Source organism: Streptomyces sp. NPDC047453 (assembly GCF_040643155.1).
Lineage (GTDB): Bacteria > Actinomycetota > Actinomycetes > Streptomycetales > Streptomycetaceae > Streptomyces.
In genome coordinates this window covers 212,641-238,992 of sequence record NZ_JBEYTS010000003.1, presented here as the reverse complement: position 1 = coordinate 238,992, position 26,352 = coordinate 212,641, and the positions used below count along the sequence as shown (strand labels likewise).

At 72.5% G+C, this 26,352-nt stretch carries 22 protein-coding genes and 1 pseudogene; 7 read left to right on the top strand and 16 right to left on the bottom strand.

Features of this window, described 5'->3' with window-relative positions; translation table 11 throughout:
- Positions 1-16: 16 nt before the first annotated feature.
- The 8 genes from hydA to ABZ818_RS05310 form a co-directional block, all read right to left on the bottom strand.
- Entirely contained in the window at positions 17-1,522 is a 1,506-nt protein-coding gene (gene hydA / locus ABZ818_RS05345) for a dihydropyrimidinase (protein ID WP_361411094.1), read from the bottom strand.
- Positions 1,515-3,008, bottom strand: a complete 1,494-nt coding sequence (locus tag ABZ818_RS05340; RefSeq protein ID WP_361411091.1) for an aldehyde dehydrogenase — start codon at positions 3,006-3,008, stop codon at positions 1,515-1,517. The genes hydA and ABZ818_RS05340 overlap by 8 nt, the downstream gene beginning before the upstream one ends.
- A gap of 78 nt (positions 3,009-3,086) precedes the next feature.
- Positions 3,087-4,370 carry an amidohydrolase family protein gene (locus ABZ818_RS05335; protein ID WP_361411088.1) on the bottom strand — a complete coding sequence of 428 codons (1,284 nt, stop codon included), beginning with the start codon at positions 4,368-4,370 and terminating at the stop codon, positions 3,087-3,089.
- Complete coding sequence (locus ABZ818_RS05330) at positions 4,367-5,140, bottom strand: aspartate/glutamate racemase family protein (RefSeq protein ID WP_361411085.1); 774 nt, start codon at positions 5,138-5,140, stop codon at positions 4,367-4,369. The genes ABZ818_RS05335 and ABZ818_RS05330 overlap by 4 nt, the downstream gene beginning before the upstream one ends.
- Entirely contained in the window at positions 5,137-6,747 is a 1,611-nt protein-coding gene (locus tag ABZ818_RS05325; protein ID WP_361411082.1) for a sugar ABC transporter ATP-binding protein, read from the bottom strand. Before ABZ818_RS05325 ends, ABZ818_RS05330 begins: the two co-directional genes overlap by 4 nt.
- Complete coding sequence (locus ABZ818_RS05320) at positions 6,744-7,901, bottom strand: substrate-binding domain-containing protein (RefSeq protein WP_361411079.1); 1,158 nt, start codon at positions 7,899-7,901, stop codon at positions 6,744-6,746. Before ABZ818_RS05320 ends, ABZ818_RS05325 begins: the two co-directional genes overlap by 4 nt.
- Positions 7,902-8,062: 161 nt before the next feature.
- Complete coding sequence (locus ABZ818_RS05315) at positions 8,063-9,151, bottom strand: ABC transporter permease (protein ID WP_361411076.1); 1,089 nt, start codon at positions 9,149-9,151, stop codon at positions 8,063-8,065.
- Positions 9,152-9,333: 182 nt separating this feature from the next.
- The gene (locus ABZ818_RS05310; RefSeq protein WP_361411073.1) at positions 9,334-10,206 is read right to left on the bottom strand and encodes a hypothetical protein; all 873 of its coding nucleotides are present in this window, start codon (positions 10,204-10,206) and stop codon (positions 9,334-9,336) included.
- 213 nt (positions 10,207-10,419) lie between these two features.
- Here ABZ818_RS05310 and ABZ818_RS05305 point away from each other — a divergent pair, with 213 nt between their 5' ends.
- Positions 10,420-13,584 (top strand): BTAD domain-containing putative transcriptional regulator, encoded by a 3,165-nt coding sequence (locus ABZ818_RS05305; RefSeq protein ID WP_361411070.1) that lies wholly within the window; start codon positions 10,420-10,422, stop codon positions 13,582-13,584.
- Positions 13,585-13,761: 177 nt separating this feature from the next.
- On the opposite strand, the gene ABZ818_RS05300 is transcribed toward ABZ818_RS05305, so the two are convergent.
- From ABZ818_RS05300 to ABZ818_RS05285, 4 genes are all read right to left on the bottom strand, one after another.
- Positions 13,762-14,325, bottom strand: coding sequence for a hypothetical protein (locus ABZ818_RS05300; protein ID WP_361411067.1), 564 nt, complete (start codon positions 14,323-14,325; stop codon positions 13,762-13,764).
- A 209-nt stretch (positions 14,326-14,534) separates the two neighbouring features.
- Positions 14,535-14,933: a hypothetical protein gene (locus tag ABZ818_RS05295; protein WP_361411200.1), complete on the bottom strand. Its 399-nt coding sequence runs from the start codon at positions 14,931-14,933 to the stop codon at positions 14,535-14,537.
- Positions 14,934-14,970: 37 nt separating this feature from the next.
- Positions 14,971-16,263: a GAF domain-containing SpoIIE family protein phosphatase gene (locus tag ABZ818_RS05290; RefSeq protein ID WP_361411064.1), complete on the bottom strand. Its 1,293-nt coding sequence runs from the start codon at positions 16,261-16,263 to the stop codon at positions 14,971-14,973.
- 119 nt (positions 16,264-16,382) lie between these two features.
- The gene (locus ABZ818_RS05285; RefSeq protein ID WP_361411061.1) at positions 16,383-16,901 is read right to left on the bottom strand and encodes a nuclear transport factor 2 family protein; all 519 of its coding nucleotides are present in this window, start codon (positions 16,899-16,901) and stop codon (positions 16,383-16,385) included.
- A 27-nt stretch (positions 16,902-16,928) separates the two neighbouring features.
- On the opposite strand from ABZ818_RS05285, the gene ABZ818_RS05280 reads away from it, so the two are divergent.
- The gene (locus ABZ818_RS05280; protein WP_361411058.1) at positions 16,929-17,861 is read left to right on the top strand and encodes an AraC family transcriptional regulator; all 933 of its coding nucleotides are present in this window, start codon (positions 16,929-16,931) and stop codon (positions 17,859-17,861) included.
- A 143-nt stretch (positions 17,862-18,004) separates the two neighbouring features.
- On the opposite strand, the pseudogene ABZ818_RS05275 reads toward ABZ818_RS05280, so the two are convergent.
- Together ABZ818_RS05275 and ABZ818_RS05270 are read right to left on the bottom strand one after the other, a co-directional pair.
- Positions 18,005-18,193: pseudogene (locus tag ABZ818_RS05275) on the bottom strand (PAS domain-containing protein); the annotation flags it as partial.
- Between the two features lie 285 nt (positions 18,194-18,478).
- Positions 18,479-19,096 carry a CGNR zinc finger domain-containing protein gene (locus ABZ818_RS05270; protein ID WP_361411055.1) on the bottom strand — a complete coding sequence of 206 codons (618 nt, stop codon included), beginning with the start codon at positions 19,094-19,096 and terminating at the stop codon, positions 18,479-18,481.
- Between the two features lie 32 nt (positions 19,097-19,128).
- Between ABZ818_RS05270 and ABZ818_RS05265 the strand changes: the two genes are divergently transcribed.
- Entirely contained in the window at positions 19,129-20,340 is a 1,212-nt protein-coding gene (locus ABZ818_RS05265) for an MFS transporter (RefSeq protein WP_361411051.1), read from the top strand.
- Positions 20,341-20,360: 20 nt separating this feature from the next.
- On the opposite strand, the gene ABZ818_RS05260 is transcribed toward ABZ818_RS05265, so the two are convergent.
- Entirely contained in the window at positions 20,361-20,504 is a 144-nt protein-coding gene (locus ABZ818_RS05260) for a hypothetical protein (RefSeq protein WP_361411048.1), read from the bottom strand.
- On the opposite strand from ABZ818_RS05260, the gene ABZ818_RS05255 reads away from it, so the two are divergent.
- From ABZ818_RS05255 to ABZ818_RS05240, 4 genes are all read left to right on the top strand, one after another.
- The gene (locus ABZ818_RS05255; protein WP_361411045.1) at positions 20,503-21,396 is read left to right on the top strand and encodes an MFS transporter; all 894 of its coding nucleotides are present in this window, start codon (positions 20,503-20,505) and stop codon (positions 21,394-21,396) included. The genes ABZ818_RS05260 and ABZ818_RS05255 overlap by 2 nt on opposite strands.
- Before the next feature lie 175 nt (positions 21,397-21,571).
- Positions 21,572-23,245, top strand: a complete 1,674-nt coding sequence (locus ABZ818_RS05250) for an NAD-dependent malic enzyme (RefSeq protein WP_361411042.1) — start codon at positions 21,572-21,574, stop codon at positions 23,243-23,245.
- The gene (gene fumC / locus ABZ818_RS05245) at positions 23,242-24,735 is read left to right on the top strand and encodes a class II fumarate hydratase (RefSeq protein ID WP_361411039.1); all 1,494 of its coding nucleotides are present in this window, start codon (positions 23,242-23,244) and stop codon (positions 24,733-24,735) included. Before ABZ818_RS05250 ends, fumC begins: the two co-directional genes overlap by 4 nt.
- 81 nt (positions 24,736-24,816) lie before the next feature.
- Positions 24,817-25,971 (top strand): PP2C family protein-serine/threonine phosphatase, encoded by a 1,155-nt coding sequence (locus ABZ818_RS05240; protein ID WP_361411036.1) that lies wholly within the window; start codon positions 24,817-24,819, stop codon positions 25,969-25,971.
- Here the strand turns inward: ABZ818_RS05240 and ABZ818_RS05235 are convergent.
- Positions 25,943-26,227 (bottom strand): LysR substrate-binding domain-containing protein, encoded by a 285-nt coding sequence (locus ABZ818_RS05235; RefSeq protein ID WP_361411033.1) that lies wholly within the window; start codon positions 26,225-26,227, stop codon positions 25,943-25,945. The genes ABZ818_RS05240 and ABZ818_RS05235 overlap by 29 nt on opposite strands.
- Between the last annotated feature and the right edge of the window lie 125 nt (positions 26,228-26,352).

Here is a 26,352-nt window from a genome sequence, read left to right as displayed (position 1 = left end):
GCTGAGGTGGGTGCGGTCAGGTGGTCTGGAGGACCGGGGCCGCGGGCCGCGGCTCCTGTGCGTGCGGGACGCCGGGCGTGCGGGCGAGGAAGCGGCCGCCGCCCGCGAGGCCCGGTACGGGGCACCCGTCGCGCACGGCGATCCGTCCGCCGGCGAGGACAGCGCGGGGCGCGCCGATGACCTCGATGCCCTCGTACGGCAGGTGGTCGACGGCCGAGTGGTGGTCGGCGACCGTGAGGGTGTGCCGGCGCTCCGGGTCGAAGACGAGCAGATCGGCGTCGGCGCCGGGGGCGATCAGGCCCTTGCGAGGCAGCAGCCCGAACATGCGGGCCGGGGCCGTGGACACGGCGTCGGCCCAGCGGCGCGGGGTGATGCGACCGGTGCGGACCCCGAAGTGGTGGAGCAGCATGATGCGCTGCTCGATGCCGGGCAGCCCGTTGAGGATGCAGTCGAACCGCGGCTCCATGATCTTCTGGTCGGCGATCCGGAACGCGCAGTGGTCGCTGGAGACCGTGGCGAGGCTGCCGTCGGCGAGTGCCTGCCACAGGGCATCCTGGTCGGCGGCCCGGCGCAGCGGCGGTGAGCACACGGCCTGTGCCGCGGTGGTGAGGTCGCCCTCCAGGGCATGCTCGTCGAGGACCAGGTAGTGCGGGCAGGTCTCGCCGTGCACGTCCCAGCCCGCCGCGCGGGCCCTGCGGATCGGGTCGAGTGCGGTGGCGCCGGATACGTGGACGATGTAGACGCGGGCGCCTGCGACCCGGGCCAGGTGCGCGATCCGGTTGACGGCCTCGGCCTCCAGCAGGTCGGGGCGGGTGTGCGAGTGGTGGTGCGGCGCGGTCTCGCCGCGGTCGATCGCCTGCGCGGTGAGCAGGTCGATCGCGTCGCCGTTCTCCGCATGCACCAGCACGGTGATGCCGAGCGGGGCCGCGCACTGCAGGATCCGCAGCAGCCCGCGGTCGTCCGTCATCCGGCGGCCCCGGTAGGCCATGTACACCTTGATGCTGGTGACGCCCTCGGCGACCAGGCGGGGCAGCTCGGCAAGTTCGTCCTCGCCGGGCTGGACGAGCACCATGTGGACGCCGACGTCCGCCGCGGGCCGCTGGGCGAGCATCCGGGCCCGCCAGGCGTGCAGCGCGGCGAGCGGTGACTCGCCGGGCTCCGGGTAGCAGAAGTCGACGACCGACGTGGTGCCCCCGGCGAGCGCGGCGGCGGTTCCCCGGTGGAAGTCGTCGCAGGTGCGGTGACCGCGGATCAGGGTGTCCAGGTGGGTGTGCGGGTCGATGCCGCCGGGCAGCACCCAGCAGCCGCCCGCGTCGATCGTCTCGTCCGCGTCGGCGTGATGCAGCACTCCCGGGCTCGCGACTGCCGTGATGACCCCGTTCTCGACGAGGACGTCCGCCGGCTCGGTGGTGTCGGGGCCGATGACGGTGCCGCCGGAGACCAGTACCCGGCCGGCGGCCGGGGGCGTCGGCGCACCGGACGCGGCGTAGTGCGGTGCCGTCCCCCGGGTGGACTCAGACACCGAGGTTCACCCAGACCGTCTTCGGCAGCGTGTACTGCTCCATCGCGTGCAGGGACTTGTCACGGCCGGTGCCCGACTGCCGGAAGCCGCCGAAGGGGACGGTCACGTCGGAGTGGTTGTAGCAGTTCACCCACACCGTGCCGGCGCGCAGTGCGCGGGAGACCCGGTGCGCGGTGGTGACGTCACGGGTCCAGACGGCGGCGGCGAGCCCGTACTGGGAATCGTTGGCGATCCGTACGGCGTCGTCGGCGTCCTTCGCGGTGATCAGGGACAGCACGGGTCCGAAGATCTCCTCCTGGGCGACGCGCATGTCGTTGGTGACGTCGGCGAGGACGGTGGGCTCCATGTAGCAGCCGCCGGAGTCCCGGCGTCCGCGCTCGCCGCCGGTGGCGACGCGTGCGCCTTCCTCACGGCCGATGCCGACGTAGCCGAGGACGCGGGAGAGCTGGGTCTCGTCGACGAGCGCGCCCATCCTCACCGCCGGGTCGAGGGGGTCGCCGGGCCGCCAGGCGCCCGCGGCCTCGACGAGCCGCTCGGTGAACTCCTCGCGCACGGACTCCTGCACGATGACGCGGGAGCCGGCGCTGCACATCTCGCCCTGGTTGACGAACGCGCCGAGCGCGGCACCCTCGGCCGCGGCGGCGAGGTCGGGCGCGTCCTCCAGGACGATGTTGGGGGACTTGCCGCCGCACTCCAGCGACACGCTCTTCATGTTCGACCGGGCCGCGTACTCCAGGAAGAACTTGCCGACCTGGGTGGAGCCGGTGAAGGCGACCTTGTCGACGTCCGGGTGCAGACCGAGGGCGCGGCCGACGGATTCGCCGAGACCGGTGACGACGTTGAACACACCCTCGGGGACGCCCGCCTCCGCCGCCAGTGCGGCGAGCGCGAGGACGACGTGCGGGGCCTGCTCGGCGGGCTTCACGACGAGGGAGTTGCCGGTGGCGAGGGCGGGGGCGATCTTCCACATCGGCATGCCGATCGGGAAGTTCCACGGCACGACGGCGGCGACGACGCCGAGGGGTTCGCGGGTGACGAGGGCGAGCGCGCTGTCCGCGGTCGGCGCGACGTCGCCGTAGACCTTGTCGATGGCCTCGGCGAACCAGCGCAGCACGTCGGCCGCATGGTCGGCCTCGCCGAGCGTGGAGCCGATCGGCTTGCCGCTGTCGAGGGTCATGACCAGCGCGAGGTGCTCGCGGTCGCGGCGGATCAGCTCGGCGAACCGCAGCAGCACCGCGCGGCGGGCGATCGGTGCCATCCGCGACCAGACGCCGGACTCGAAGGCGCGGCGAGCGGCGGCGACGGCCCGGTCGACGTCCGCCGGGCCCATGGCGGGGCTGGAGGCGACGGTGCGGCCGTCGACGGGCGAGACGGTGTCGAGGCGTTCGCCGGAAGCCGCGTGGGTGTGGGCGCCGTCGATGAACGCGCGCTTCTCCCAGCGCAGTTGCTCGGCCCGCTCGTGCCATTCCTGGGCGGTGACGGTCATGGGGTGCTCCTCTTGCGAAGGGTCTTCGGGGTCGTGGGGTGGTGCGGAAGGCCCGGCTCGGTTCCGGGCCGGGCCGGCTCAGTCGCGGCGCAGCCAGATCTCCGGCTGGCGCTCGGAAGCGGGCTCTCCGGTGGCGATGTCGGCCCACAGGGTCTCGGCCGCCGCCTTGTCGTCGCGCAGGTCGACGAGGACGCGGCCGTCCTTCATCACGAGCCGGGGTCGGCCGAGGGCGCGCAGATCAGCGAGCGGGTCGCCGTCGACGACGAGGACGTCGGCGCGGTAGCCGGGCTCCAGGCTGCCGAGGTTGTCCTGCTCGCCGAGCGCGGTGGCGCTGCCGAGGGTCGCGGCGCGCAGCGCGTCCGCGGCGCTCAGTCCGGCCTCCGTCAGCGCCTCCAGCTCGCAGATCAGGACGTCGCGGGCGGGGATCCAGTGGATCGGGTCGCTGCCCGCTGCGATCGTGACGCCGGCCTCGACGGCGTAGCCGACCGACTGCTCGTGGACGGCGCCGATCCGCTCCTCGTACACGGCCGCCTGGTCCTCGGTGATCGTCTTGCCGACATTGAGGTGGGTCTCGGTGCGGAACGCCCACAGGGTGGGCACGTAGACGGTGCCCTGCGCGGCCATCCGGGCGGCGAGGGGCGCGTCGATCGTCAGGCCGTGGTCGATGACGTCGACACCGGCGGCGACGGCGCCGCGGGCTGCGTCGATGCCCTCGCAGTGACAGCCGACACGGGCCCCGAGGAGATGGGCCTCGCTGACGGCCGTCGCGATCTCCTCGTCGTTGAGGTACCGCAGGCACAGCGCCCAGTCGGAGTCGGCGGTGGTGTGGCTGAGGACGAGCTTGATGAAGTCGGCGCCGGCCAGTCGCTCCAACCGGACAGCGCGGCGTACGGCGTCCGGACCGTCGGCGAAGACGTTGCGCCAGTCGACGGGAGCGCCGCTGCCGACGACGTTCGGACCGGCCGTGAAGGCACGGGGGCCCAGCACCCGACCCGCGGCGAGCTCGGCGCGCAGCGCGTGGATGCCGCGGTGCTTGCAGCCGGGGTCGCGGACGGTGGTGATGCCGGACTCGATGAACCGGCGGGCGGTGATGACGCCGTCGACGACGCTGCGCGTGATGAGGTCGGCGTCCGCCTCGACGCCGGACCGGCTCATCAGGTGGGCGTGCGCGTCGATGAGGCCGGGCAGGATGTGCCCTCCGTCGGTGTCGACGATCTCGGCGCCCGTCTCGTGCGGTACGGCGTCACGGCCGACGACCTCGGTGACGCGCCCGTCCTCGACGACAACGGCGGCGCCCTCGCGCCAGGTGCCGCGGCGCACATCGAGGACGGGACCGCCGTGGACGAGGGTGGTGGTGCTCATCGGATCGACTCCTGGGGTGTGCGGTGGGTGAGCAGAGCGCCGGTGAGGGCGAGCGCGGCCGGCAGTCCGGCGACCACCGGGACGCCGAGTTCGGCTTCGAGGGCTGGGGCGAGGGCGCCGACGACGGAGCCGATCAGGACGAGGCTGTCGGCGGCGTCCCGGTCCCGTGCGGTGCGCCCGGCCCGCACGTACTGGTCGAGCAGCGCCTCCGGGTCGCGTACGGCGGCGGCGGTGTCCGTCGCCATCGGCACGATCGATGCGAGCCGCGCGTCGAGCCCGTACCGGTGCACGAGGCCCCGCACCAGTGGCACGGAGTGCGGTGAGAACACCGGTACGGCGAACCGGCCGCCGTACAGGCAGGCCTGGAGCATGGCGGCCTCGGCGATGCCGACGACGGGCACCGGCAGCAGCCCGCGGACCTCGGCGAGGCCGGGGTCGTGGCCGCAGGCGATGACCACCGCGTCCCGCCCGACCGCGAGCCGAGGTGCCTCCCGGAGGGTCAGCGCGGCGGCGAGTGCGATGTCCTCGCCGGTGTCGACCCCCGCCGGACCGTCCGTCAGCGACCGCACGTCGACGTCGATGCCCGGACCTGCCCAGAGTTCGGCGCCGGAGCGGATGCGGCCAGTGGCCACGGCGGAGCTGTTGGGGTTGAGGACGAGGACGGAGCGCCGGGTGCCGTGGGCAGGGGCCGTCGTCGCCGTGACGCCGGGGCGCGCGCCGGCCGTCACGGCGACCGGACCCGCGCTCCCGGAACCCTCGTACGCCGTCACGGTGCCGCTCCCGTCGCCGCCGATGCTGCCGCGGGCGTCGTCGCGCCCAGGCACGCCGCCGAGATCTCGTCCGCGGCCGGGCGGTCGAGTTCGCCGACGACGGCGCCGCGGGACATCACGAGGACGCGGTCGCAGATCTGGGCCAGCTCCTCGTGGTCGGAGCCGACGACGAGGACGCCGAGGCCCTCCTCGGTGAGCGCGGTGACGGTGTCGAGCAGGGCACGGCGGGCGCCCACGTCGACGCCCTGCGTCGGCTCGTGCAGCACCAGGCAGCGCAGCCCGGGCCGCTGGAGCCACTTCGCGAGGAGCACCTTCTGCTGGTTGCCGCCGCTCAGGGTGCCGAGCGGCCGGTCGGGTTCGGTGCGGGGCCGTACGTCGTAGCGCTCCATCGCGTCCTGGACGGTGCGGCGCTCGGTGGTTCGGTCGACGAAGCCGCGGCGGGTGTGGCGACGCAGGCTGACCAGGGTGAGGTTCTCGCGGATGCCGAAGCTCTGCACTCCGCTGTGCTGTTTGCGGTCGGCGGGCAGGACGGCGAGTCCCGCGGCGAGCGCGGCCGAGGGGCGCCAGGCCCGCAGGGTGCGCTCGCCGACGGTGAGGGTGCCCGCGGTGCGGTCGGAGCCGAGGAGCAGCGTGGGCAGGGAGTCGTGCCCGGCGCCCGCGCGCCCGGTGACCCCGACGATCTCGCCCGCGCGCACGGTCAGGTCGATGGGGCTGCCGGTGCGGCCACGAAGTCCCTCGGCGCGCAGGACGGGCGCGCCGGGTTCGGTGCGCGCGGTCCGGGCGGCTGCCGCCTGGGGCGCGGATCCGATGATGGCGGCGGCGAGTTCACCGGGTCCTGCGATGTCGCCCGCCTCGTGCTCGGACACCAGGTGCCCGTCGCGCAGCACGACCACGCGGTCCGCGATCATGCCGACCTCTTCGAGGCGGTGGGTGCAGAAGGCGACGGCGGTGCCGCGGGCGGTGACCCGGCGGATCGCGTCGAACAGGCTGGTGCGCTCGCGTTCGGTGAGGTTGGCCGTCGGCTCGTCGAGGACCAGCAGACTGGAGTGGCGTCGGCCGCGCGCGTACAGGGCACGGGCGATGGCGAGGACCGCCCGCTCGCCCTGCGGCAGCCGGTGCACGGGGGCCGCGGGGTCGATATCCATGCCGAGGCCGTCCAGCAACTCCTTGACCTGCCTCGCCTGTTCCCGCCAGCGCACGAGTCCGGCGCGGGAGGTGACGAGGGCGCCGACGCACACGTTCTCGGCGACGCTGAGGGTCTGGGCGAGGGCCAGGTCCTGGTGGACGAAGGCGAAGCCCAGGTCGGCGGAGGAGGTCGGGGTGAGCGGCAGCCGGTGCTCGGTGCCGTCGACGATGAGACGGCCACCGGCGTCGGGGACGTGGAAGCCCGAGAGGATCTTGAACAGGGTGGACTTGCCGGCCCCGTTCTCGCCGAGGACCGCGGTGGTGCGACCGGCCGGGAAGTCGAGGGAGACCGAGTGCAGGACGCGGGTCGGACCGAAGGTCTTGCTGATGCTCTCCAGCCGGATGCCCCGGTGCTGCGCACCTGACCCGACGTCCTCGGGCCGCTCGTCGCCCTGTTCCGTGAGGGTGCCGGGCGCGGTCATCGCGTCTTCCACAGGGCGGTGAAGCCGCCGCGGTAGTCGGCGCCGTCGAACAGGGCGTCCTCGTCGGTGAGGTCCTTGCCCTTCAGGTTGTCCTTGACGAACAGCTTCAGCGGGACGACGGTCGTGGCCGCCTTCTGCCCGGCGATCGCGCGCAGGCTGCGGTCCATCATCGCCCAGCCCAGCCAGGAGTTGTTGTTGCCGACGTCGGCGCTCTGGACGCGCCCATTGCGGACGAACTCCAGGTTGGCGGTGACCGCGTTGATGCTGGAGGCGTGCACCTCGGGCCGGTTCGCGGCCTCGATCGCGGGCACGGTGAACTGGGCGATGCCGTCGATCGCCGGGAACACCCAGTTCAGCTTGCGGTTGCGCATCAGCGTCGAGGAGGTGACCCGTTCGGCGCCCTGCTTGAAGTCGGCCTGGTTGAGATCGTCGACGGAGAGGCTGCAGCCACTGCGGCAGAACTCCTTGAACCCGTCCTGGAGGCCCTTCTTCAGCGCCGTGAACGTCGCGACCGAGGGCAGGTGCTGGTACGAGGCGTGCACCGGGCCGTCGGTCGCGGTGACCGCGTGGGCGGCGAGGATCCGGCCGGAGTCGTAGAAGTCGACGCTCACGGCACCGGCGGCGCCCTCCTCCAGCGGCGCGTTGGCGTCCACGTTGAACGCGGAGACCACCGGTACCTTGGCCTGCTGCGCGGCGCGGACGGCGCCGCTGACCTCGCTGAGGTTGATGCCGAAGGCGACCACGGCCGCGGGGTCGGTCGCGAGCGCCTGCTCGACACCCTTGCCCGCGGTGCTGGTGGAGCCCTTGGAGTCGAAGACGCGGACCTTCACTCCGGCCTGGCGGCCGGCCTCCGTCATCCCGTTCAGGACGGCGCGGACGTACGGGATGCTGTTGTCGAGGGTGACCACCCAGATCGTCTTGCCGCGGGCCGCGGTGATGTCGAAGGCGTCGCCGGGCTTGCTGAACACGGTGGGGCCGGAGGCCTTGTCGACCAGGGCCTGCGCGCTTTTCCGGGCGGCGGCGACGGTCTTGCTGTCAGCGGCCTTCTCGGTGGTGCCCTGGGCGGTGCTGCACGCGGAGAGCGGCACGATCAGCGCGGCGGCGAGGAGTGCGGCACCTGCGGCTCTGCTCCGGGGGAGGCTGTGGATTCGCACGGGGGTTCCTTTCGGCGTTCGGGTGGAGTCGTGGGCGTGCGCTTCGCCTGCGCACGGGCGGTGCGGGGCCGTTCCGGCCGGGGGAAGTGCCAGGTGGTGCCGGGGGCGTACGTGGCGTTCCCTCCAGTGAGGGACATGCCGGGGACGGCGTGCGCGCTGCCTCAGACGCGGGTGCGGCGGCGGGCGACGACGTGGGCGAAGGTGACGGCGAGTACGAGCGCGCCGCCGTTGAAGACGTTCTCCAGCCAGCCCGCCCCGCCGAGGAGCTGGAGTCCGGTAACGCCGGTGACCAGCAGGTACACGGCGATGACGGTGCCCCAGGCGTTGAACCGGCCGGGGCGGACGACGGTGGCGCCGAGGAACACGGCGGCGGCACCCGGCAGCAGGAACGACGAGCCGAGGTTGGGGTCGGCGCTGCCCAGCCGGCCGAAGCTGATCATCCCGGCGACACCGCAGAACAGGGCGCTGGCGATGAGCGCGCCGGTGCGCAGCCGGTCCACGGGAAGGCCGCTGAGACGGGCCACCTCGCGGCCCTCACCGGTGAAGTACAGGTAGCGGCCGAGCGGGGTGTGCTCGAGGACCAGCCAGACCACGACGGCGACGACGAAGCTGAACCACACCGGGTAGGGCAGACCGAGGAGTTTCCCGGTTGTCAGGTTGGCGAGCAGTTCGGGCGGGCCCGCGATGACCTGGGACTGGCTGACCGCGAGCGTCAGACCGATGATCACGGTGCTGGAGCCGAGCGTGGTCACCATCGAGCTGATGCCGAAGCCGACCACGAACAGCGCGTTGAGCGCTCCCCACAGCAGACAGCTGACCAGCACCACCGGTACGGCGGCCGCGAGCGGCCACTCCTGCTGCTTCGTCAGGACGGCGGTGAGCGTCGACGCCCAGACGATGACGGCGCCGAAGGACAGGTCGAACTCGCCGGCGGCGAAGGGCAGGGTGAGACCCAGCACGGCCACGATCAGCACCGCCTGCGTGGAGGTGATCACGCGGAACGTGTCCATGGTGGGGAACGTGTCGGGGGCGAGCACCGAGTAGACGGCCACCAGGGCCACGAGGACCAGCAGGACCGCGTACCGTTGGAAGAGGTCCACGGCGCCGCCGGACGCGCGCCGGTCCTCAGCGCTCTTCGTGCGGCCCGGCGGGGCGACGGTCGCCGTCGAACCGGCCCGGGTCTGGGCTTCCTTACAGCTGGGGGTCGCTTCCGCGTGCGGGGACGGGGTCTTCGGGGCGTCGGTTTGCATCGCTACCACCTCGGGCGGATGAAGGCCTGTCGCAGGGGCGAGGAGGGCACTGGGGCGGAGGGTCGAAGGGGCCGTACGGGTCGGCGGGCCGTACGAGTACGGCGCGAGAAGCCGTGCGGGGTGGGGCGCGGAGGGCCGTGCGGGGCACTTGGGCGAGAACGGGTATCGCGGGCCCGCGGGCGTCACCGGCCGGGGCGCGGTCCGGCGTCAGTGGCTTCGGACCGCGGCCCCTGGGCGGTCCCGGACGGACGCGGACCGGTCGGGCCCGGGTCCGTCCGGGACCCGGTGACGGGTGGCGCCTCCAGCGCCACGGTCACCGAGCGGGTGAGCCCGGCCGCCTCGGCGGTCAGCGTCGCCGAGGTGACGCCCGGGCCGAGCGGCGGGCCGAGCGGCCGGGACAGCACGTACCCGAAGGGGTCGCCGGCGAGTCCCGCCGCCCACGCGAGGTCATCGCGGACGTCGTCGGCGGTGATGACACCGCTCGCGGCGGGATCGCCGGCCGCGCTCACGCTCCACGACACCGTGCCGGGCTCCCGGCCCCCTGCCGCCTCGGCGGGCATGTCGCCGGGGACGACCAGCAGCACGCCGGCGTTGACGGCGACCAGGTCGGCGGGGCCGGGTCCCTCCCCGTAGACCTGGCGGCGCAGCTCCCAGCACAGAGCGAGCGGCGGCAGCAGGCCGGGGGAGCCGGGTGCGACGCGCAGCAGCAGCCGCGCCCGCAGCACCACGGCGTCCGGTCGCTCGACGAGGACACGGCCACCGGGGTGCACCATGCCCGCCGTGACATAGGCGAGCGAGCGCTCACCGTCGGGTGCGGGGTCGGCGATGACGGCCCAGCACGGGCCGTCGTCGGCGGTGCGGTCCAGCAGGGCCGCACGGATGCGTTCGGCCTCGGCGCCGTCCACCTCCGGGAAGGCGAGGTGGAGCGGGGCCATCGGCTCACCCGACTCCATGGCCCGCGTCAACAGCGCGGCCAGCCGCCGTACTTCACGTACCGGCAGCCGCCTGCTGTCCGCACGGCCTTGGAGACCGGCTTGCGTCATCGCTCTCGTCACGCCCCACAGGCTGCCGCGCAGCCCGTTAACGGCGGCGAAACCAGCACGGGGGACCCCGTTTCCCCGCGCCCGGGACAGGTGCCCGTCCTCGGAGGGGGATGCCATTTCGGCCACTGACCACGTAGATTGCGTCATTCAGCACCTGTATTTCCGCCACGCCGGACCGCACTGAGCCGTCGGAGCGGACGGCACGACAAGGCGAAGGCGGTACGGATGACCCGGGAGAACGTCCATCTCATCCGGCGCAAGATCCAATTGCCTCCCCTTCCCGACCGCGCAGTCGCCCGCCCCCGTCTCACCGCCCTGCTCGACGACGCGCTGCACCGGCACCAGACGGTGCAGATCCTCGGAACGGCGGGTTCCGGAAAGACGACGGCTGTGCGCCAGTACCTCGCGGCGACCGGCCGGCGCGTCGCCTGGCTGTCCCTCGACGACACCGATTGCGCGTCCGGCCGCCTGCTGACGTATCTGGAGGCGGCGCTGGCCTCGGCCGTTCCGGAGGTCGCGGGGACGGTCGCCTCGGCCCTGGCGGCGGGCATTCCGCACGCGGAGACCGCGGGGCTGCTGGCCGAGGCGACGGACCAGGCGGCCTTGGTGAAGGGAACCCCGGACTCCTGGCAGAACGGTACCGAAAACGGCGCCACCGACTCCGTTGCGAACGGCGCCGCCGATGTCGAACTGGTGCTCGTCCTCGACGAGGTGGAGCGGCTCGGCGGCTCGCCCGCCGCCCTCGCCGTCCTCGACGGCCTGATCCGGTACGCACCCGAGGGTCTGCGGTTCCTCCTGGTCAGCCGGCGTGCTGTGCGCCTCGGTCAGGCACCGGTACCGCGTACGGGGCCGGGCGCGCCGCTCGCCGTGATCGGCGAGGCCGACCTCGCCCTCACCCGCGCCGAGGCCGACCAGGTCATCGCGGGGCTGCCGGGCCCGTCCCGCGATGTGGAGCAGCTGCTGCGGGTGACCCGAGGCTGGGTGACGGGCGTGTGCTTCCTCGCCGAGACGCCGGCTGCGGACGACGACGCCTGGCCGTCACACGACACGGAGCCGCTGTCCGCGTACATATCGCAACAGCTCCTGGGGGGGTTGACGGAGGATCAGCGGGATTTCCTCATCGGCACATCGGTGCTGGACGTGGTGACCGTGCCGCGCGCCGAGGCCCTGGGCTTCCCCGACGCGGCCCGCACCCTCACCGCCCTGCGCGCCCACCAACTGCCCGCCGTCTGGGAGGCCCGCCCGGCCGCGATGCGGCTGCACCTGTGCTTCCGCGACTGCCTGGTGCAGCAGCTCGACGAGTACGGCGCCGTCCGCGCCCGTACCGCCCGGCTCACCGCGGCCGAACTCCTCGGCGCGGAAGGCCGGCACGAGGAGGCCGCCGAGGCCTTCATCAGCCTCGGCGACACCGCGGCGGCGTTGCCGCACGCCGTCGAGGCGATCGAGGACGTCATCGAGCGCGGCGACCACGAGGTCGCCGAGCGCTGGCTGGATCAGCTCGCCTACGCGGACTCCGCGAGCAGCTCCCCGCTGACCACAGCCGAACTGATGCTGGCCGTGGGCCGCGAGGACTACCGGCGCGGGGTGCGCATCGCCGACCAGCTGCACCAGCTCGGCGAGCGCGACGCGATCGCCTCCCGGTCCACCCGGGCCGCCGCGATGATGGCGTGGTCGTACTACCACGCGTGCCGCGTCGACGACCTGGAACGGTTGTTGCGGCTCGCCCCGCCCGGCGACGACATCGAGGCCGTGCACTACCTCGCGAGCCTGGTGGACTCCCGGGACCGCGGCCGGACCCCGCCGAGCGCGGTCGGTGTGCCCGCCGAGGGCCTGATCGCCCGCGCCCACTACTGGCGCGGCCGCCTGAACGACGTCCTGGCCAGCACCGACAGCCGCTGGGCGGGCGTGGTGTCCGGCCCCTGGCGGATCGCCGCACTGCGGGCGCTGGGCCGTCTCGACGAGGCCGACCGGCTGCTGCGCGCCGCCGTCGAACGCGGTGTGGTGACGGCCGGGCTGAGCGCGGTCGTCGGCGTCGAGCTGTCCGCCGAACTGGGCCAGGAGGAGCGGGCCCGCGCCTTCCTCACCGAGGGCCGCGAAATCGCCCGGCGCAACGGCAGCCTGGTATGGGACATGTTCTCGATGCTCGCCGAGGCGAAGCTCGAACTACGGCTGTGCCGCAACCCACACCGGGCCCGCCGGGTCCTGGACGACCTGGAGGCCCTTCCCTACGCGCGCAGCTACCAGTCCACCGGTGAACAACTCGACGCACTCTACGGTTTCGCCCTGCTCGGTTGCGGCACGCCCGCCGACGACGCGGAGGCCCTCCTCCGGCTGCGCCGGGCGGTCGCCTCGATGCACGAGGCCGACCGGATCCTGGAGCTGTGCGCCGCCGCGGTGTACCTGGCGGAGGCCGAGTGGCGGGCGGGCGATCCCGACGCGGCCGACCGCGCCGCCGACCTGGCGCTCGCCACGGCCTACCGTCTGGGCACCCGGCACGCCCTGCTCGGCGCGCTTCGCGCGTTCCCCGGCGTGCTCTCCCGCCGCCTGGACGGGCTCACCGACACCGACTCCTCCTGGCACAGTCTCGGCCGCCCCCTCCTGTCCACGTCCGCACGACCCCAGCTCGCGAAGGTACGGGAGCCGCTGCCAACTGCCGAGCGGACGTCCGCCGTGGTGGAGTTCCACGACCTCGGGCCCACCCGCCTCCTCGTCGACGGCGAGCTGCGCCGACCGCGTATCGCCAAGTCGTACGAGCTGATGGGCCTGCTGCTTGCCGCGCCCGAGCGCACAGTGACCCGGACGGCCGCGCTCGACGCACTCTTCGACAGCCGGTCCGACAACTCCGCGCGCGCCTACCTCCGCCAGGCCGTCCACCATCTGCGTCTCGTCCTGCCCGACGAGGACGCGCTGCGGCTGGAGGACGGCATGATCTCGCTGGCCGGTGCGGCCCAGGTCACCACGTACACCGAGGAGTTCACCGGCTGGGTCGCCACCGCGGCCGAAACCGGGGGCGAGCAGCGCCTGACCCGTCTCACGTCCGCGCTGGCCATGGCCGCGCACGGACCGTACCTGCCGCGTGCCACGTCGGCGTGGGCGGAGAAACGGCGGGCGGAACTGGCCCGGCTCGTCCTCGACGTCACCACCGACGCGGCGGAACTCGCCTGGCGGCTCGACACACCGCAGACAGCGCTCGCCCTGGCCGAGCAGGCCCTGGAGGGCGATCCCTACCGGGAGTCGATGTGGCGGCTGCTCATGCGGATCGCGGGGGCGCTCGGGCAGTATGACGAGGTCATCACCCACTACCGGCGATGCGGACGCGCGCTGGAGGAGGTCAGCGCGAGCCCTTCCTCAGCGACGCGCCGGTTGCTGGCGGAGCTTCGGCACGGGTGAGACCAGGCCTGCCCGGCGGATCATGCCGCGGACGCGGGGTCCGGCTTGCGTGCCGGCGGGCAGCGCCGGCAGGGATGTTCCAGCGGCCACCCCGGATTTCGTGGTGGTCCGAGACCGGAACCCCGGCCCGATTACGGCGGGCCGGGGTTCTACGGGGTTCGCATGGTGCGGTTGGGTTTAGAAGTCGAAGTCTTCACCGTGGTGGCGCTTGACCACCCGGAAGCTGCCCACCACTCCGTCCTTGACGTGGACGCCCCTGGTGTGGTGCACCTTGACGCCGTTGGCTTCGCTGTGAGGGCCGACGGTGGCGACGGGGGCGCCGTTGTCGCAGGTCGCCCCGCGGAAGAACTCGACGGTCCGCTTGCTGTCGTTGCGGATGTTGAAGCTCTTGGAGCCCAGGCCGCTCACCACGGTGATGCAGCCGTCGGGGTGGGCGGAGAACGACCGCTCGTTGATGAAGATCCGGCCGATCTCGTGGTGGCGCTTGCCCTTGAAGCCCTCGCCGCGCTCGCCGCCTTCGCCGCCTTCGCCGCCTTCGCCACCGCGGCCGCCGCCCTCGTTGCCCTTGCCCTGTCCGCCCTCGCCGCCCATCGGCGCCTGGGCCGGAGCGGGCGCCTGCTGGACGACGGCCGGGGCCGCCTCGGGTGCGGGGGCGGCCGTGGCGTAGGTGATGCCGGTCGCGACGAGCGCTGCTGCGGCGGCGACGGCCGCGGTGACGGCGCTGGAACGGGTCTTGATCATGTCGCTTCTGCTCCTGTCTCAAAGTGGCCGGCTTTGGCAGTCGGCATGTGAATGAACGTAATGAAAGCCTCACGGGCTGTCATTTCGGGCCATTGGGAGGGGGTGGTGCTGTGGAGCCGAACGGGGGACCCCGGGCGCCCGCACGTCCGGCTTTCCGGATGCTGACGGCGCGTCAATCCTCGTTGGATGCTCGGCGGGTCGGTGATCGACTAGGCCTTCGAGGTGATCTCTGACGCCCGCTCACCCATGCGGCAGCGAGTCGCCTGGAAATGGGGGCGCGAAAGGGCCAAGGGCGACGAGACCGCCTGACGCACCGCCATGCGCGGTCGCTGTCTCGTGGAGTGCTCGGCGCAGGTCGCGGCGTCGTTGACGCCGTCGCCGACCATCAGCACCTTCCGGCCGGCCTGTTCCGTCTCCCGTACCGTGCCCACCTTGTACTGCGGGAGCAGAGCGGCACGGACGTCGGTGACGCCCTGTACGACGACCTGCGTCTCGGCGTCCGCGACGTCCGGGCCGAGCGTCCCGTAGGAGCCTCTGCCGACTGAACTGATGGCCCGCGGCCAGGCGTCGGCCTTCGCGGCGAGGCGTGCCCGCGCTGGATGTGGCACGCCCGGGATGCCGGTCCGGTCCGGGGCGTCGTCTCGGTCAGGTGTGGGCCGGGGCGGGGCGCACGGCGAGCAGGGCGGCGTCGTCGGTGCAGTCGGCGGCCAGTCCGCCGAGCAGCTCGTCGCAGAAGACGTCCAGGGGTTCGCGGGCCAGTGCGGCGGTGTGCTGGCGCAGCCGGGCGAACCCGCGGTCGAGGGATTCGGCGCGGCGCTCGATCAGCCCGTCGGTGTAGAGCAGCACGGTCGAGTACGGCGGCAGCTCGTCGATGGCGGTCGGGCGCTGGTGCCCGGGGTCGAGGCCGATCAGCAGTCCCGCGCCCGTCTCCAGATAGCGGGTGTCGCCCTCGGCGGTGGTCAGCAGCGGTGGCAGGTGCCCGGCGCAGGAGTGATGCAGGCCCCAGGGGCCGCTCATCTCAGGGGGGTCCCTGACGAGGGCGTAGATGCACGTGGCGGTCGTCTCGTGCTGCAGTGTGTGGCTGGCGATGTCCAGGCGGCGCAGGACGTCGCCGGGGGGCTCTTGGCGGTCCACGGCGATACCGCGCAGCATGTTGCGCAGGGCGCTCATGTCGATGGCCGCTTGCAGGTCGTGGCCGGTGACGTCGCCGATGACCAGGGCGGTGCTTCCCTGCGGCAGGACGAAGGCGTCGTACCAGTCACCGCCGACCTGCGCGACGGCCTGCGCGGAGGCGTAGCGGGCGGCGATCTGTAGGTTGCGGACCTGCGGCAGCTCGGGCAGCAGGGCGCGCTGGAACCGCTCGGCGATGCGCTGGGTCTGCTGGTACAGCCGCGCGTTGTCCACTTGCACCGCCAGGCCGCGGACCAGGTCCTCGATGAGGGGGAGATCGTCCTCGGTGAACGGGTGGTCGGGGTCGGTGCGCGACACGGTCAGGGCGCCGAGGACCTCCCGCCGCGCCCGTAGCGGGGTGATGACGGCGCTGTGCGCGCCCAGCTGCTCGAACAGTTCCAGCTGCCGCGCGTGCAGCGGGTTCACCGCCCGGCTCGGCGGGCACATGTCGGCGATCAGCAGCGGACCCGCCCCGCGCAGCACCCGCGGCAGCGGCCCCTCCGCATCCTCGGGCACCGGCGGAAGCAGTCCTTCGTAGCCACCCGGAATCAGGGCCTCGGGCGTGCGGTGGACGACGACGGCCCGCTCCAGCCGACCGCATTCGTCGAGCAGGTCGACCACGCACCAGTCGCCCAGCCGCCCGGTCAGCACGCGGCATGCTCGCCGCAGTCCGTCCAGCAGGTCCAGCGTGCTGGCCAGTGCCGCCTCGGCGTCCGCCAGCAACGTCAGACGGCCCAGCCGCGCTTTGTCGTCCTCGCCCTTGCCCATGCCATACGTCTTCCCCGCTCTGGACCTGCCACGACAGGACTGTCCTCCCTAACGCTGACGGTGCGCTCCACCACGGCGTGCAGCGGGCCGGGTGGGGGTCGTCACCGCGGTCTGTCATGTCAGGTCCGGATCCGCAGAACCTTCACCTGGTCCGCATCGAACTGTTCGAAGTGGAACTTCAGGCCGGCGAAGGGGCTGCCCGGGAAATCCCCGGTGACCGTGCAGGTCACGATCACGTTTTCGCCGACTGGTTCGATGCTGGTGATCGTGTACACGACGAGGGGGACCTCGGTGCGCCACGCTCGAATGGACTCGATGCCCCTGTACTCCTTGCCTTCGTCCTCGACGAGGGCGTCGTCCGCGAACAGGGCGAAGTACTCCTCGGTGTCCCGCGAGGGGGCGAGCTCGAAGTAGCGCTGGATGATCGGGCGAGCGGTCGCGGCGGTTGTCATATCTGTTCTCCTGCTCGTGTTGCTGTTGGTCTCGATGGGGCAGACGGTGGGCTTGCTGCCGCCGTTTCGGCTGACATGGGTTTCCTTCGTGCCGGTCGGACTGGGCCTTGCCTGCTTGCAGCCTATGAAGATCATGGTGGACGGCCTATGACTGAGAGAGCCTGGAATTTGTCCGTTCGTCTTCATGGTGAGGGAGCTGTGTACGATCGGTTCGTGGATGTAGTCAGCGATGCGATCGCCACCATCCGTACCGGGCGGCCGCACGCGGCCCGCACCCGCCGGACGGCGCCCTGGGGGCTGCGGTTCCCGGCCGCCCGCGGGACCGGCTTCCACGTAGTCCTGCAGGGGCGGTGCTGGCTGATGTTCGCGGGCCGCGATCCGGTGCCGCTGGGTGCGGGGGACGTCGTACTGGTTCCGCACGGCCAGGAGATCGCCATCGCCGACTCGCCCGACAGCGAACTCGTCGACGTGGCACGGGAGATGGACGACTCCTGGATGCCGGCGTCCGACCCCGTCGGTGCCGCCGACGAGCTCACCGTCCTGATGTGCGGCTCGTACCAGCTCGACCGGGCCGGCGCCCATCCGTTGCTCGCCGAGCTCCCCGCCGTCATCCACCTTCCGCGGAGGGTGGGGCGGCGCGAGGCGCTCAACGCCGTCGTCGACCTGCTCGGGGACGAGCTCGATCAGCGCAGACCCGGCACCGACGCGGCGATTCCCGCGCTGCTCGACGCCATGCTGCTCTACATCCTGCGGACCTGGTACCAGGACCACGCCCCGCGCAGCTCCGGCGGCTGGGCCGCGGCACTCGCCGACCCGGCCGTCGGTTCCGCGCTCCAGCACATGCATGTCGAGCCCGCGACGGCCTGGACCGTCGATCGGCTGAGCCGGCGGGCCGGCATGTCCCGGGCCGCGTTCTCCCGGCGCTTCACCGAACTCGTCGGGCGCCCGCCGATGACGTACCTGACCTGGTGGCGGATGACCACGGCCGGACGGATCCTCCGCGACGACGACGCGCCGCTCCAAACCGTCGCCGAACGAGTGGGGTACCGCTCCGAGTTCGCCTTCAACCGTGCCTTCAAGCGCGAGTTCGGCGTCAGTCCGGGCGCCTACCGGCGGCAGGACACCGGCTCCCGAGCTCCTGCCTGACGATGGACTACGACAGCCGAGACGGCCGTGCGGCTCGAATGAAGGCGCGCACGGCACGAAAGGCCTCCGGCCGTCCCCCGTGCAACGGGACGGCCGGAGGCCTCAAGTCGGTGGCGAGGAAAGCGAAGAGGCTGGATTCAAGGAGTGGTCAGAACCTGCCGCATGGCGGACTCGACGGGGTCCACGTTCAGGAAGGTGAGGACCGGACGGACGGTCCGGCCGACATGGTCCCGGGCGGGTATGCGCTCCAGGGCCGGATTGACCACGATGTACCGCAGGTCGGTGTCCAGGACCGCCAGCCCGATCGGGGACTGGGAGATCAGCTGCGCTGAGCGAACAGCCGCCGCGCCTGCGGGCTCCACCAGATGATCTTCCCGTCCGCCGGATTCCTCGCCATCAGGCCGCTGACCAGGGCGGAACTGGCCGGCACCCAGTCGCGCACATGTGGCCGGCCACCATGGCCGACGCGCGCGACGCGCTGCTGCCGCCGGACACCTTCCACCTGCCGGTGGGCCGCCCCGTCACCCACAAGGCCCACCGCGACACCGCGCGCTCCTCCCGGCTCGTGCTGCCGTTCACGACGGTCCCGGCGACGGACGCGCCGCGGCAGGCCCCGCTCAGTCGCGCGGCCGCTCCACGGAGCGGGAGCGTCGGTGGGCCGCGACCCGTTCGCGGGTCGCGCACCGCCGGGAGCAGTAGCGGCGTTCGGGGCCGCTGCCCTGGGTGATGAAGACGTTCCGGCAGCTGGGGGAGGCGCAGACCCTGCCGGGCGGGCGCTGACGGTCCCAGAGCAGGACGGCCAGGGCCATGCAGGAAGAGGCAAGGAGCCACTCGTCCCAGGGTGCGTTGTCGTCGTGGTCGAGGTGGGGGTGCCAGGGGGTGCTGCCGCCGTGCGAGGTCAGGCGGAGCGGTCCGGTGTGTTCCCGCAGGAGGCGGTTGAGGACGGCGGCGGCGCCGTCGGCGTGCTCGGCGGCGAAGACCTCCCGCAGCAGGTCGGCAGCCACGCGCATCCCGCTGACATCCCCGGCGGTGAGGTCGACGGGCTCCGCCTCACCGTATGCGCGGAGCACGTCGGCGACGTCGGCCGGGTCGGGGGAGTCGTCGGCGAGAGCGTTGATCAGGGCGGCGGTTCGACGAGCCGTGGTCAGAACGGAGTGCCGGGTGGACCAGTCGTCGGGGGTGTCGGGCGTGCAGGGGGCGTCGAGAGTGGGGGACACCCGCGCAATGTAACGCATATTGCCAAGTTTTGAGTTACCTCCGTAACGTCATGTCGGTGAAGAAGCGTTACTCGATGGGTTCCTATCTCGCCGGAGCGGTGGCGGCCCGTGCCGGGGACGAGATGTCGGGACCGGCGCTGATGCTGGCGGGATTCGCCCTCGCCGGGTCGACCACCGACGCGTCGTCGCTGCTCGCGGGCGTCACGATCTCCGCCGCGGCAGGAGGGCCGGTGCTCGGGGTGCTCCTCGACAGGGCCGTACGGCCGGGCCGCCTGGTGGCCGGAGCCCTCGTCCTTTACGCGGCGGGCCTGGGCCTGATCCTCGTGGGGCTCGGCCGGTTGCCATTCGCCGTCACCGTCCTGATCGCCGTGGTGACGGGGCTGCTCGGGCCGGCCCTGTCGGGCGGTTGGACGGCCCAACTTCCTCGGGTGGTGCCGGGCGGCCGCCTGCCCCGGGCGAACGCGCTCGACGCCATGACGTTCAGCGCGGCGAGCCTGGCAGGTCCGGCACTCGCCGGCGTCGGGGCGGAGGCGCTGGGAGCCCCGTCGGCGGTGGTGGTCTCCGCGGCGCTCATCGTCTCGGCACTGCCCGCAGCGTGGCTGCTGCCCGCCCGCCACGGTCGGGCGCGGGACGCTCGGGCCACCTCGGTGATCGGCGACCTCGCCGCCGGAACGCGGGTCATCGCCGGAAGGCCGCCGCTGGCCCGAGCGACCCTCACCTCGATCGTCACCTGTGTCGCCCAGGGGATGCTGACGGCCTGCGTCCCGCTCCTGGGCGAACGTGCCCTGGGCGGGGCCGGCCGGGGCGCGGTGCTGCTCTCCTGCGCTGCGATCTCCGCCCTGGTGGCCAACGCGGTCCTCGCCCGGTTTCCGCGCTCGGTCGCCCCCGACACCGTCATCTGGGCCAGTGCCCTTGTCCAGGCCGCCGGGTTGGCCCTGTGCACGTCGGGTCGACCGGCCGTGCTCATCGTGGCCGTCCTCATCCTCGGGGCTGGTGAAGGACCCCAACTGGCCGCCTTGTTCGCGGTCCGCCACCGGGAGGCCCCAGAGCGTCTCCGCGGCCAGATCTTCACCACCGGCGCCAGCTTCAAGATCACCGGATTCGCCGTGGGGGCGGCGGTTGCCGGACCGGCCGCGCACTGGTCCCTCCCCGGCGCTGTGGCGCTCGCGGCGACCGTGGCGGTCCTCGCGGCGCTGGTCTTCTTCGCCGTCCCATCGGCAAGGGTCGCCTCGTCCGCAGGCCGGGCAGAGTCCAACTCCTGAGCGGACTCGGCCGACGCCCGTCAGTCGGACTCCGCGCCGCCCTTCTTCTCCTCCGGAGCCGTCTTCTTCCGATCGCCCTGTTCCGGCCCCGAGTGCTCCTCCTGGCCGGCCGCGGCCGCCCGGAACAGGCGCCCGGACTTGTCCTCCTGGGCGAGGCGGCCCATGGCGAGCAGTGCGGGCGAGAGCTCCCTGCCCCGAACCCGGCTGGACCTGCTCGGCATGCTGCTCGCCACCGCCGGACTGGTCGCGATCGTCTGGGGGATCGTCAACGGCGATACGGAGGGGTGGAGTTCGGCCACGATTCTGTCGGCCTTCATCGGCGGCGCGGTGCTCCTGGCCCTGTTCGTGCTGTGGGAGCGGCGCGCCGAACACCCGCTGCTGCCGCTGTCCTTCTACCGCGACCGCGCCTTCGTGTTCTCCAACATCGTCTCCGCGGCCATGTACTTCGGCGTCTTCGGCTCGATCTTCCTGCTCGCCCAGTTCTTCGAGATCGCACCCGTGCGCACCCCGCTGGAGGCCGGGGTACTGGCCCTGGCCTGGACTCTGATGCCGATGTTCGTCGCACCGGTGGCGGGCGCCCTGACCGACAAGGTGGGCGGCGGCCGGCTCATGGCCCTCGGTCTGCTCCTCCAGGGCGTCGGACTGGCCTGGATCGACCTGGTCGCCACCGCCGACACCCCCTACTCGCACGTGGTCGGCGCCATGATCATCGCGGGCACGGGGATGGGCCTGGTCTTCGCGCCGACCGCGGCGGTCGTACTCGGCTCGGTGGACGCGCACCACCGGGGCAAGGCCTCCGGCGCCAACAACACCGTCCGCGAGATCGGGGGCGCCCTCGGCACCGCGGTACTGAGCAGCGTCTTCGTCCACTACGGCAGCCCCCGCGGCCCCCAGGACTTCGTCGACGGCATGCGCCCGGCGATCTGGATCGGCGTCGCCGTGGTGCTCGTCGGCGCACTGTGTGCCCTGGCCATCCCCCGGACGGTGACGGCGAAGAGGACCCCCGCCGCCGAGGAGCAGGAGAACGAGCGGACTCCGAGCCCGGCCGGCGCGTGAACTCGTCCGCTGCGCAGCCGACTTGGCGTGTCCAACGGGCATCCGCAGGGGAGACCCGCTCAAGATCGACGAGCGCCGGTGGCAGCCGTGTGCGCACGGTGGAGGTAAGCGGCGGGCGGCTGTCCTGGTGCGGGGTCCCTCGCGCGCGCATCGTTACGCACATGGGGAAAGCATCATGACCAAGAGCACCGTGCGGACCTCCGGCCCTCCGAGCGCCCTGGCGGATCCGCTGCTGAACCACGGGGTGGCGTTCACGGAGGCGGAGCGGGACGAGCTGGGCCTGACCGGGCGGCTGCCGTCGGGGGTGCTGACACTCGAGCAGCAGTCGCGGCGCGCCTACGACCAATTGCAGGCCCAGGGCGGCGACCTGGCCAAGAACGTGTTCCTCGAGCAGCTCCACGACCGCAACGAGACCCTGTACTACCGGGTGCTCACCGATCACCTGGTGGATCTGTTGCCGATCGTGTACGACCCCACGGTCGGCGAGGCGATCGAGAAGTACTCCCACGAGTACCGCCGCCCCCGGGGTGTCTTCCTGTCCGTCGACCGCCCGGAGGACATCGAGAAGGCCTTCGCCACGCTTCGGCTCGGGCCCGAGGACGTGGACCTGATCGTGTGCACGGACGCCGAGGAGATCCTGGGCATCGGCGACTGGGGTGTGGGCGGGATCCAGATCTCGGTCGGCAAGCTGGCCGTGTACACGGCGGCCGCCGGCATCGACCCGCGCCGCGTCATCCCCGTGTCGCTGGACGTGGGCACGGACCGCGCGTCCCTGCTGGAGGACCCGCTGTACCTGGGCAACCGGCACCACCGGGTGCGCGGCGCCGGCTACGACGCGTTCATCGAGAGGTACCTGCGGATCGCGTCGTCGATGTTCCCCGGCGCGCTGCTGCACTTCGAGGACTTCGGCCCCAGCAACGCCCGGCGGATCCTGGAGACCTACGGCGGCACCTACCGGATCTTCAACGACGACATGCAGGGCACCGGGGCGATCACCCTGGCCGCGGCGCTGTCGGCCGTCAAGGTCAGCGGTGTGCCGATGCGTGAGCAGAGGCTCGTGGTCTTCGGCGCCGGCACCGCCGGTGTCGGTATCGCCGACCAGTTGCGCGACGCCATGATCCGTGACGGCGCGAGCCGCGAGCAGGCCACCGCACAGGTGTGGCTGATCGACAAGCAGGGCCTGCTCACCCGTGACATGGCCGATCTGCGCGACTACCAGCAGCCGTACGCGCGCGATCCTGCGGAGGTCGTCGGCTGGGCGGGTGACGGCGGCGCGATCTCCCTGGTGGAGACCGTGCGCCGGGTCGAACCGACCATCCTGCTGGGCACCTCCACCGTGCACGGGGCGTTCACCCGCGAGGTCGTCGAGGCCATGGCCGCAGGCACCGAGCGGCCGATCATCTTCCCGATCTCCAACCCCACGTCGCGCATCGAGGCCATGCCCGCCGACGTCATCGCCTGGTCCAACGGCAAGGCCCTGGTCGCCGTCGGCATCCCCACCGCGCCCGTGGACCACGGGGGAGTGACCTACCGGATCGCCCAGGCCAACAACGCGCTGCTGTATCCCGGCCTGGGTCTGGGCACGATCGTCTCCCGCGCTTCGCACGTGACCGCCGGCATGCTGCTCGCGGCCGCGCAGGCGGTGGCCGACCAGGTCGACGTCTCCACGCCGGGAGCCTCGCTGCTCCCGCCCGTGGAGAACCTGCGCGAGTCGTCGGCGCTCACCGCGGCAGCCGTGGTCCGCGCGGCCGTCGGCGAAGGCGTCGCCGCCCGCGAACCCGCCGATCCCGACCGGGCGGTCCGCCAGGCCATGTGGCAGCCCGTCTACGCGGGCGGAGCGGATTCATGATGCCGCCCGGCCCCGGCGCGACCCCGGACGGCGATGCCCGGGACGACCGCGTCCCGAAGATCCGCGATCTACCCGTCGGACTGCACGCGACCGGCACGCGGCGCGAGACCGACTCGATGGGCGCCGTCGACGTCCCGGCCGACCGGTACTGGGGCGCGCAGACCCAGCGCTCGCTGATCCACTTCTCCATCGGGGACGACCGGATGCCCAAGGCCGTCTACCACGCCTACGGCCACGTCAAGAAGGCCGCCGCGATCGTCAACGGGCGGGCCGGACGACTGCCGGCCTGGAAGGCGGGCCTGATCGAGAAGGTGGCGGACGAGGTCATCGCCGGCGAACTCGACGACCACTTCCCGCTGTACGTGTGGCAGACCGGGTCCGGGACGCAGTCCAACATGAACACCAACGAGGTGATCAGCAACCGCGCCATCCAGCTCGTCGGCGGCGAACTGGGCAGCAAGACACCCGTCCACCCCAACGACCACGTCAACATGGGGCAGTCCTCCAACGACACCTTCCCCACCGCCATGCACATCGCCGCGGTCGAGGTCGTCCGCGAGCGCCTGCTGCCCAGCGTGCGGGAACTCCAGCGGGCGATCGAGGCCAAGGCGGAGCAGTGGCAGGACGTGGTCAAGACCGGCCGCACCCATCTGGAGGACGCCGTGCCGCTCACCGCCGGACAGGAGTGGTCCGGCTACGCCCACCAGCTCGAGCAGGCGGCCCGCCGGGTCACCGGATCCGCGGAGGGACTGTACGAGCTGGCCATGGGCGGCACCGCGGTCGGGACCGGGCTCAACGCCCCGCCCGGATTCGGCGAGCGGGTCGCCGCCGAGATCGCCTCCGCGACCGGCCTCCCGTTCACCACCGCCGAGAACAAGTTCGCGGCCCAGGGCGGCCTGGACGCCATGGTCGGCGCCTCGGCCGGGCTGAGGGCGCTGGCCGTGCCGCTGATGAAGATCGCCAACGATATCCGCTGGCTGGCCTCCGGACCCCGCTGCGGCCTGGCCGAACTGAGCCTCCCGGCGAACGAGCCGGGCTCCTCGATCATGCCGGGCAAGGTCAATCCGACCCAGTGCGAGGCGATGGTCATGGTCTGCATCCAGGTGCTGGCCGAGGACACCGCCGTCGCCTTCGCCGGCTCGCAGGGCAACTTCGAGCTCAACGCCATGCGCCCGGTCATCATCAACAACTTCCTGCACGCGGCCACCATCCTCGCCGACGCCTGCACCAAGCTGCGCCAGTACTGCATCGAGGGCACGCGCCTCAACCGCGACCAGATCGACAGGTACGTCGACCGGTCACTGATGCTTGTCACCGCGCTCTCACCGGTCATCGGCTACGACAAGGCCTCGGCCATCGCCCACAGAGCCGACGACGAGGGCACCACCCTGCGCGAGGCCGCACTGGCCTCCGGCTACGTCACCGCCGAGGAATTCGACCGCGTCGTCGACCCGGCCGCCATGGTCGGCGCGGCCGGGCGCCACGGGTGAACGCGCCGTCACGCCTCGGGCCCGCCCGCTGAACGGGAGATCGCCGGGCCAGGTTTCGCGTGGCTGGGGCACATTGGAACCATGCACATCCGGCAGCGCCTCCACCGGCTGCGGCAGCCGTGGCAGTCGCGGCACGCACTGGTGGCGATTCCGCTGGTGCTGATCGTCGCGATCACCCTGGCGGACCTCCACACGCCGGAATCCGTCCACCTCGGCCCACTGCTCGTGGTGGCCCCCGCCATCACCACCTCCTTCGGCGGATACCTGCTGACCGGACTGATCGGGGCCCTGGCACTGGGAGCGCAGGTGATCATCGCCGTGCTCCACGGCGGACTGAGCGCCCCCAACCACATCTCGCAGCTCAGCGCGCTCGCGATCCTCTCGGTCTTCTGCATGGTCGTGTGTTTCGTCCGGGACCGGAGCAAGGCGGAACTGGCCCAGGTGCGGTCCGTCTCCGAGGCCGCCCAGAGAGCCCTGCTGCGCCCGCTGCCCGAGCACCTCGGCGACCTGCACATCGCCTCCTCGTACCTGGCGGCGGAGAAGGAGGCGTGCATCGGCGGCGACCTGTACGCGGTGACGCGCACCGGGGACCGTACACGGGTGATCGTCGGCGATGTGCGGGGCAAGGGACTCGCCGCGATCGGGGAGGCGGCCACGTTGCTCGGCTCGTTCCGGGAGGCCGCACACCACCACGCCACGCTGCCCGCCCTCGCGGAGGCCCTGGACCGCAGCGTCTGCCGCTACCTCGCCGAATTCCCGGAAGCGGACGGGGAGGCCCAGGAGCACTTCATCACCGCACTGCTGCTGGAGATCCCCGAGCACAGCCCGGTGGCCCGTGTCGTCCACTGCGGGCACCCGCCGCCCTTCCTGATCCGGCAGGGTCACGTCGTCTCCGTGACGAGCACACGCCCGGCGCCTCCGCTGGGCATGGCGGGACTGCGGCCGGACGCCTACGACACGCATGCCTTCTCGTTCCACCCCGGTGACACGCTGCTCCTCTACACCGACGGTGTGGTGGAGGCCCGCGACCGCAGCCAGATCTTCTACCCGCTGCGGGAACGGGTCGTCCAGTGGGCCAAGTGCGGTCCGAGGACACTGGTGCAGCGCGTGGAACAGGATCTTCTCGCCCACACCGACGGGGCTCTCGGCGACGACGCCGCCATCCTCGCCATCCGGCGCGCACCCGCGCCGCACACCGGTCTCCACCTCACCCATCGGGTGCACGGCGCGGTCTGACGTGGCGCAGGAACGCGGCGACCGCGGGACACAGGTCGCCGCGCGGATGGACGACTCCGACGGTCCAGCCCGGCGCGTGCGCGGCGAAGGGACGGACCGGGAGTTCCGGGAACCGGGCCGCGAGCGACGGGGGCATGACGCACACACCGAGGCCGTGCCGGACGAGATCGGCGGCCGCGAGCAGGTCGTTCACCTCGAACGTGACGGTGCGTTCCAGGGACGCCGCCCGGAAGGCCCTGTCGACCTCGTGCCGCACCGCCCAGTCGGGAAGTCCCTGCCGGGCAGTGCCCGTAGGCCCACCCGGCCGGTCACCTCCCGGACGGCGCCGAGCAGCGTGCCCGCGACACGGCCTGCGCCCAGGAGGACGCGCTCGTCGCCAAC

Bases quoted from the DNA above. Each gene is read 5' to 3' on its own strand.
- ABZ818_RS05240 (WP_361411036.1), top strand. From the start codon at position 24,817: ATGCACATCCGGCAGCGCCTCCACCGGCTGCGGCAGCCGTGGCAGTCG.
- ABZ818_RS05265 (WP_361411051.1), top strand. From the start codon at position 19,129: ATGTCGGTGAAGAAGCGTTACTCGATGGGTTCCTATCTCGCCGGAGCG.
- ABZ818_RS05270 (WP_361411055.1), bottom strand. From the start codon at position 19,096: ATGCGTTACATTGCGCGGGTGTCCCCCACTCTCGACGCCCCCTGCACG.
- ABZ818_RS05305 (WP_361411070.1), top strand. From the start codon at position 10,420: ATGACCCGGGAGAACGTCCATCTCATCCGGCGCAAGATCCAATTGCCT.
- ABZ818_RS05335 (WP_361411088.1), bottom strand. From the start codon at position 4,370: ATGAGCACCACCACCCTCGTCCACGGCGGTCCCGTCCTCGATGTGCGC.
- fumC (WP_361411039.1), top strand. From the start codon at position 23,242: ATGATGCCGCCCGGCCCCGGCGCGACCCCGGACGGCGATGCCCGGGAC.
- ABZ818_RS05300 (WP_361411067.1), bottom strand. From the start codon at position 14,325: ATGATCAAGACCCGTTCCAGCGCCGTCACCGCGGCCGTCGCCGCCGCA.
- ABZ818_RS05315 (WP_361411076.1), bottom strand. From the start codon at position 9,151: ATGCAAACCGACGCCCCGAAGACCCCGTCCCCGCACGCGGAAGCGACC.
- ABZ818_RS05255 (WP_361411045.1), top strand. From the start codon at position 20,503: ATGGCGAGCAGTGCGGGCGAGAGCTCCCTGCCCCGAACCCGGCTGGAC.
- ABZ818_RS05260 (WP_361411048.1), bottom strand. From the start codon at position 20,504: ATGGGCCGCCTCGCCCAGGAGGACAAGTCCGGGCGCCTGTTCCGGGCG.
- ABZ818_RS05290 (WP_361411064.1), bottom strand. From the start codon at position 16,263: ATGGGCAAGGGCGAGGACGACAAAGCGCGGCTGGGCCGTCTGACGTTG.
- ABZ818_RS05285 (WP_361411061.1), bottom strand. From the start codon at position 16,901: ATGAAGACGAACGGACAAATTCCAGGCTCTCTCAGTCATAGGCCGTCC.
- ABZ818_RS05250 (WP_361411042.1), top strand. From the start codon at position 21,572: ATGACCAAGAGCACCGTGCGGACCTCCGGCCCTCCGAGCGCCCTGGCG.
- ABZ818_RS05325 (WP_361411082.1), bottom strand. From the start codon at position 6,747: ATGACCGCGCCCGGCACCCTCACGGAACAGGGCGACGAGCGGCCCGAG.
- ABZ818_RS05340 (WP_361411091.1), bottom strand. From the start codon at position 3,008: ATGACCGTCACCGCCCAGGAATGGCACGAGCGGGCCGAGCAACTGCGC.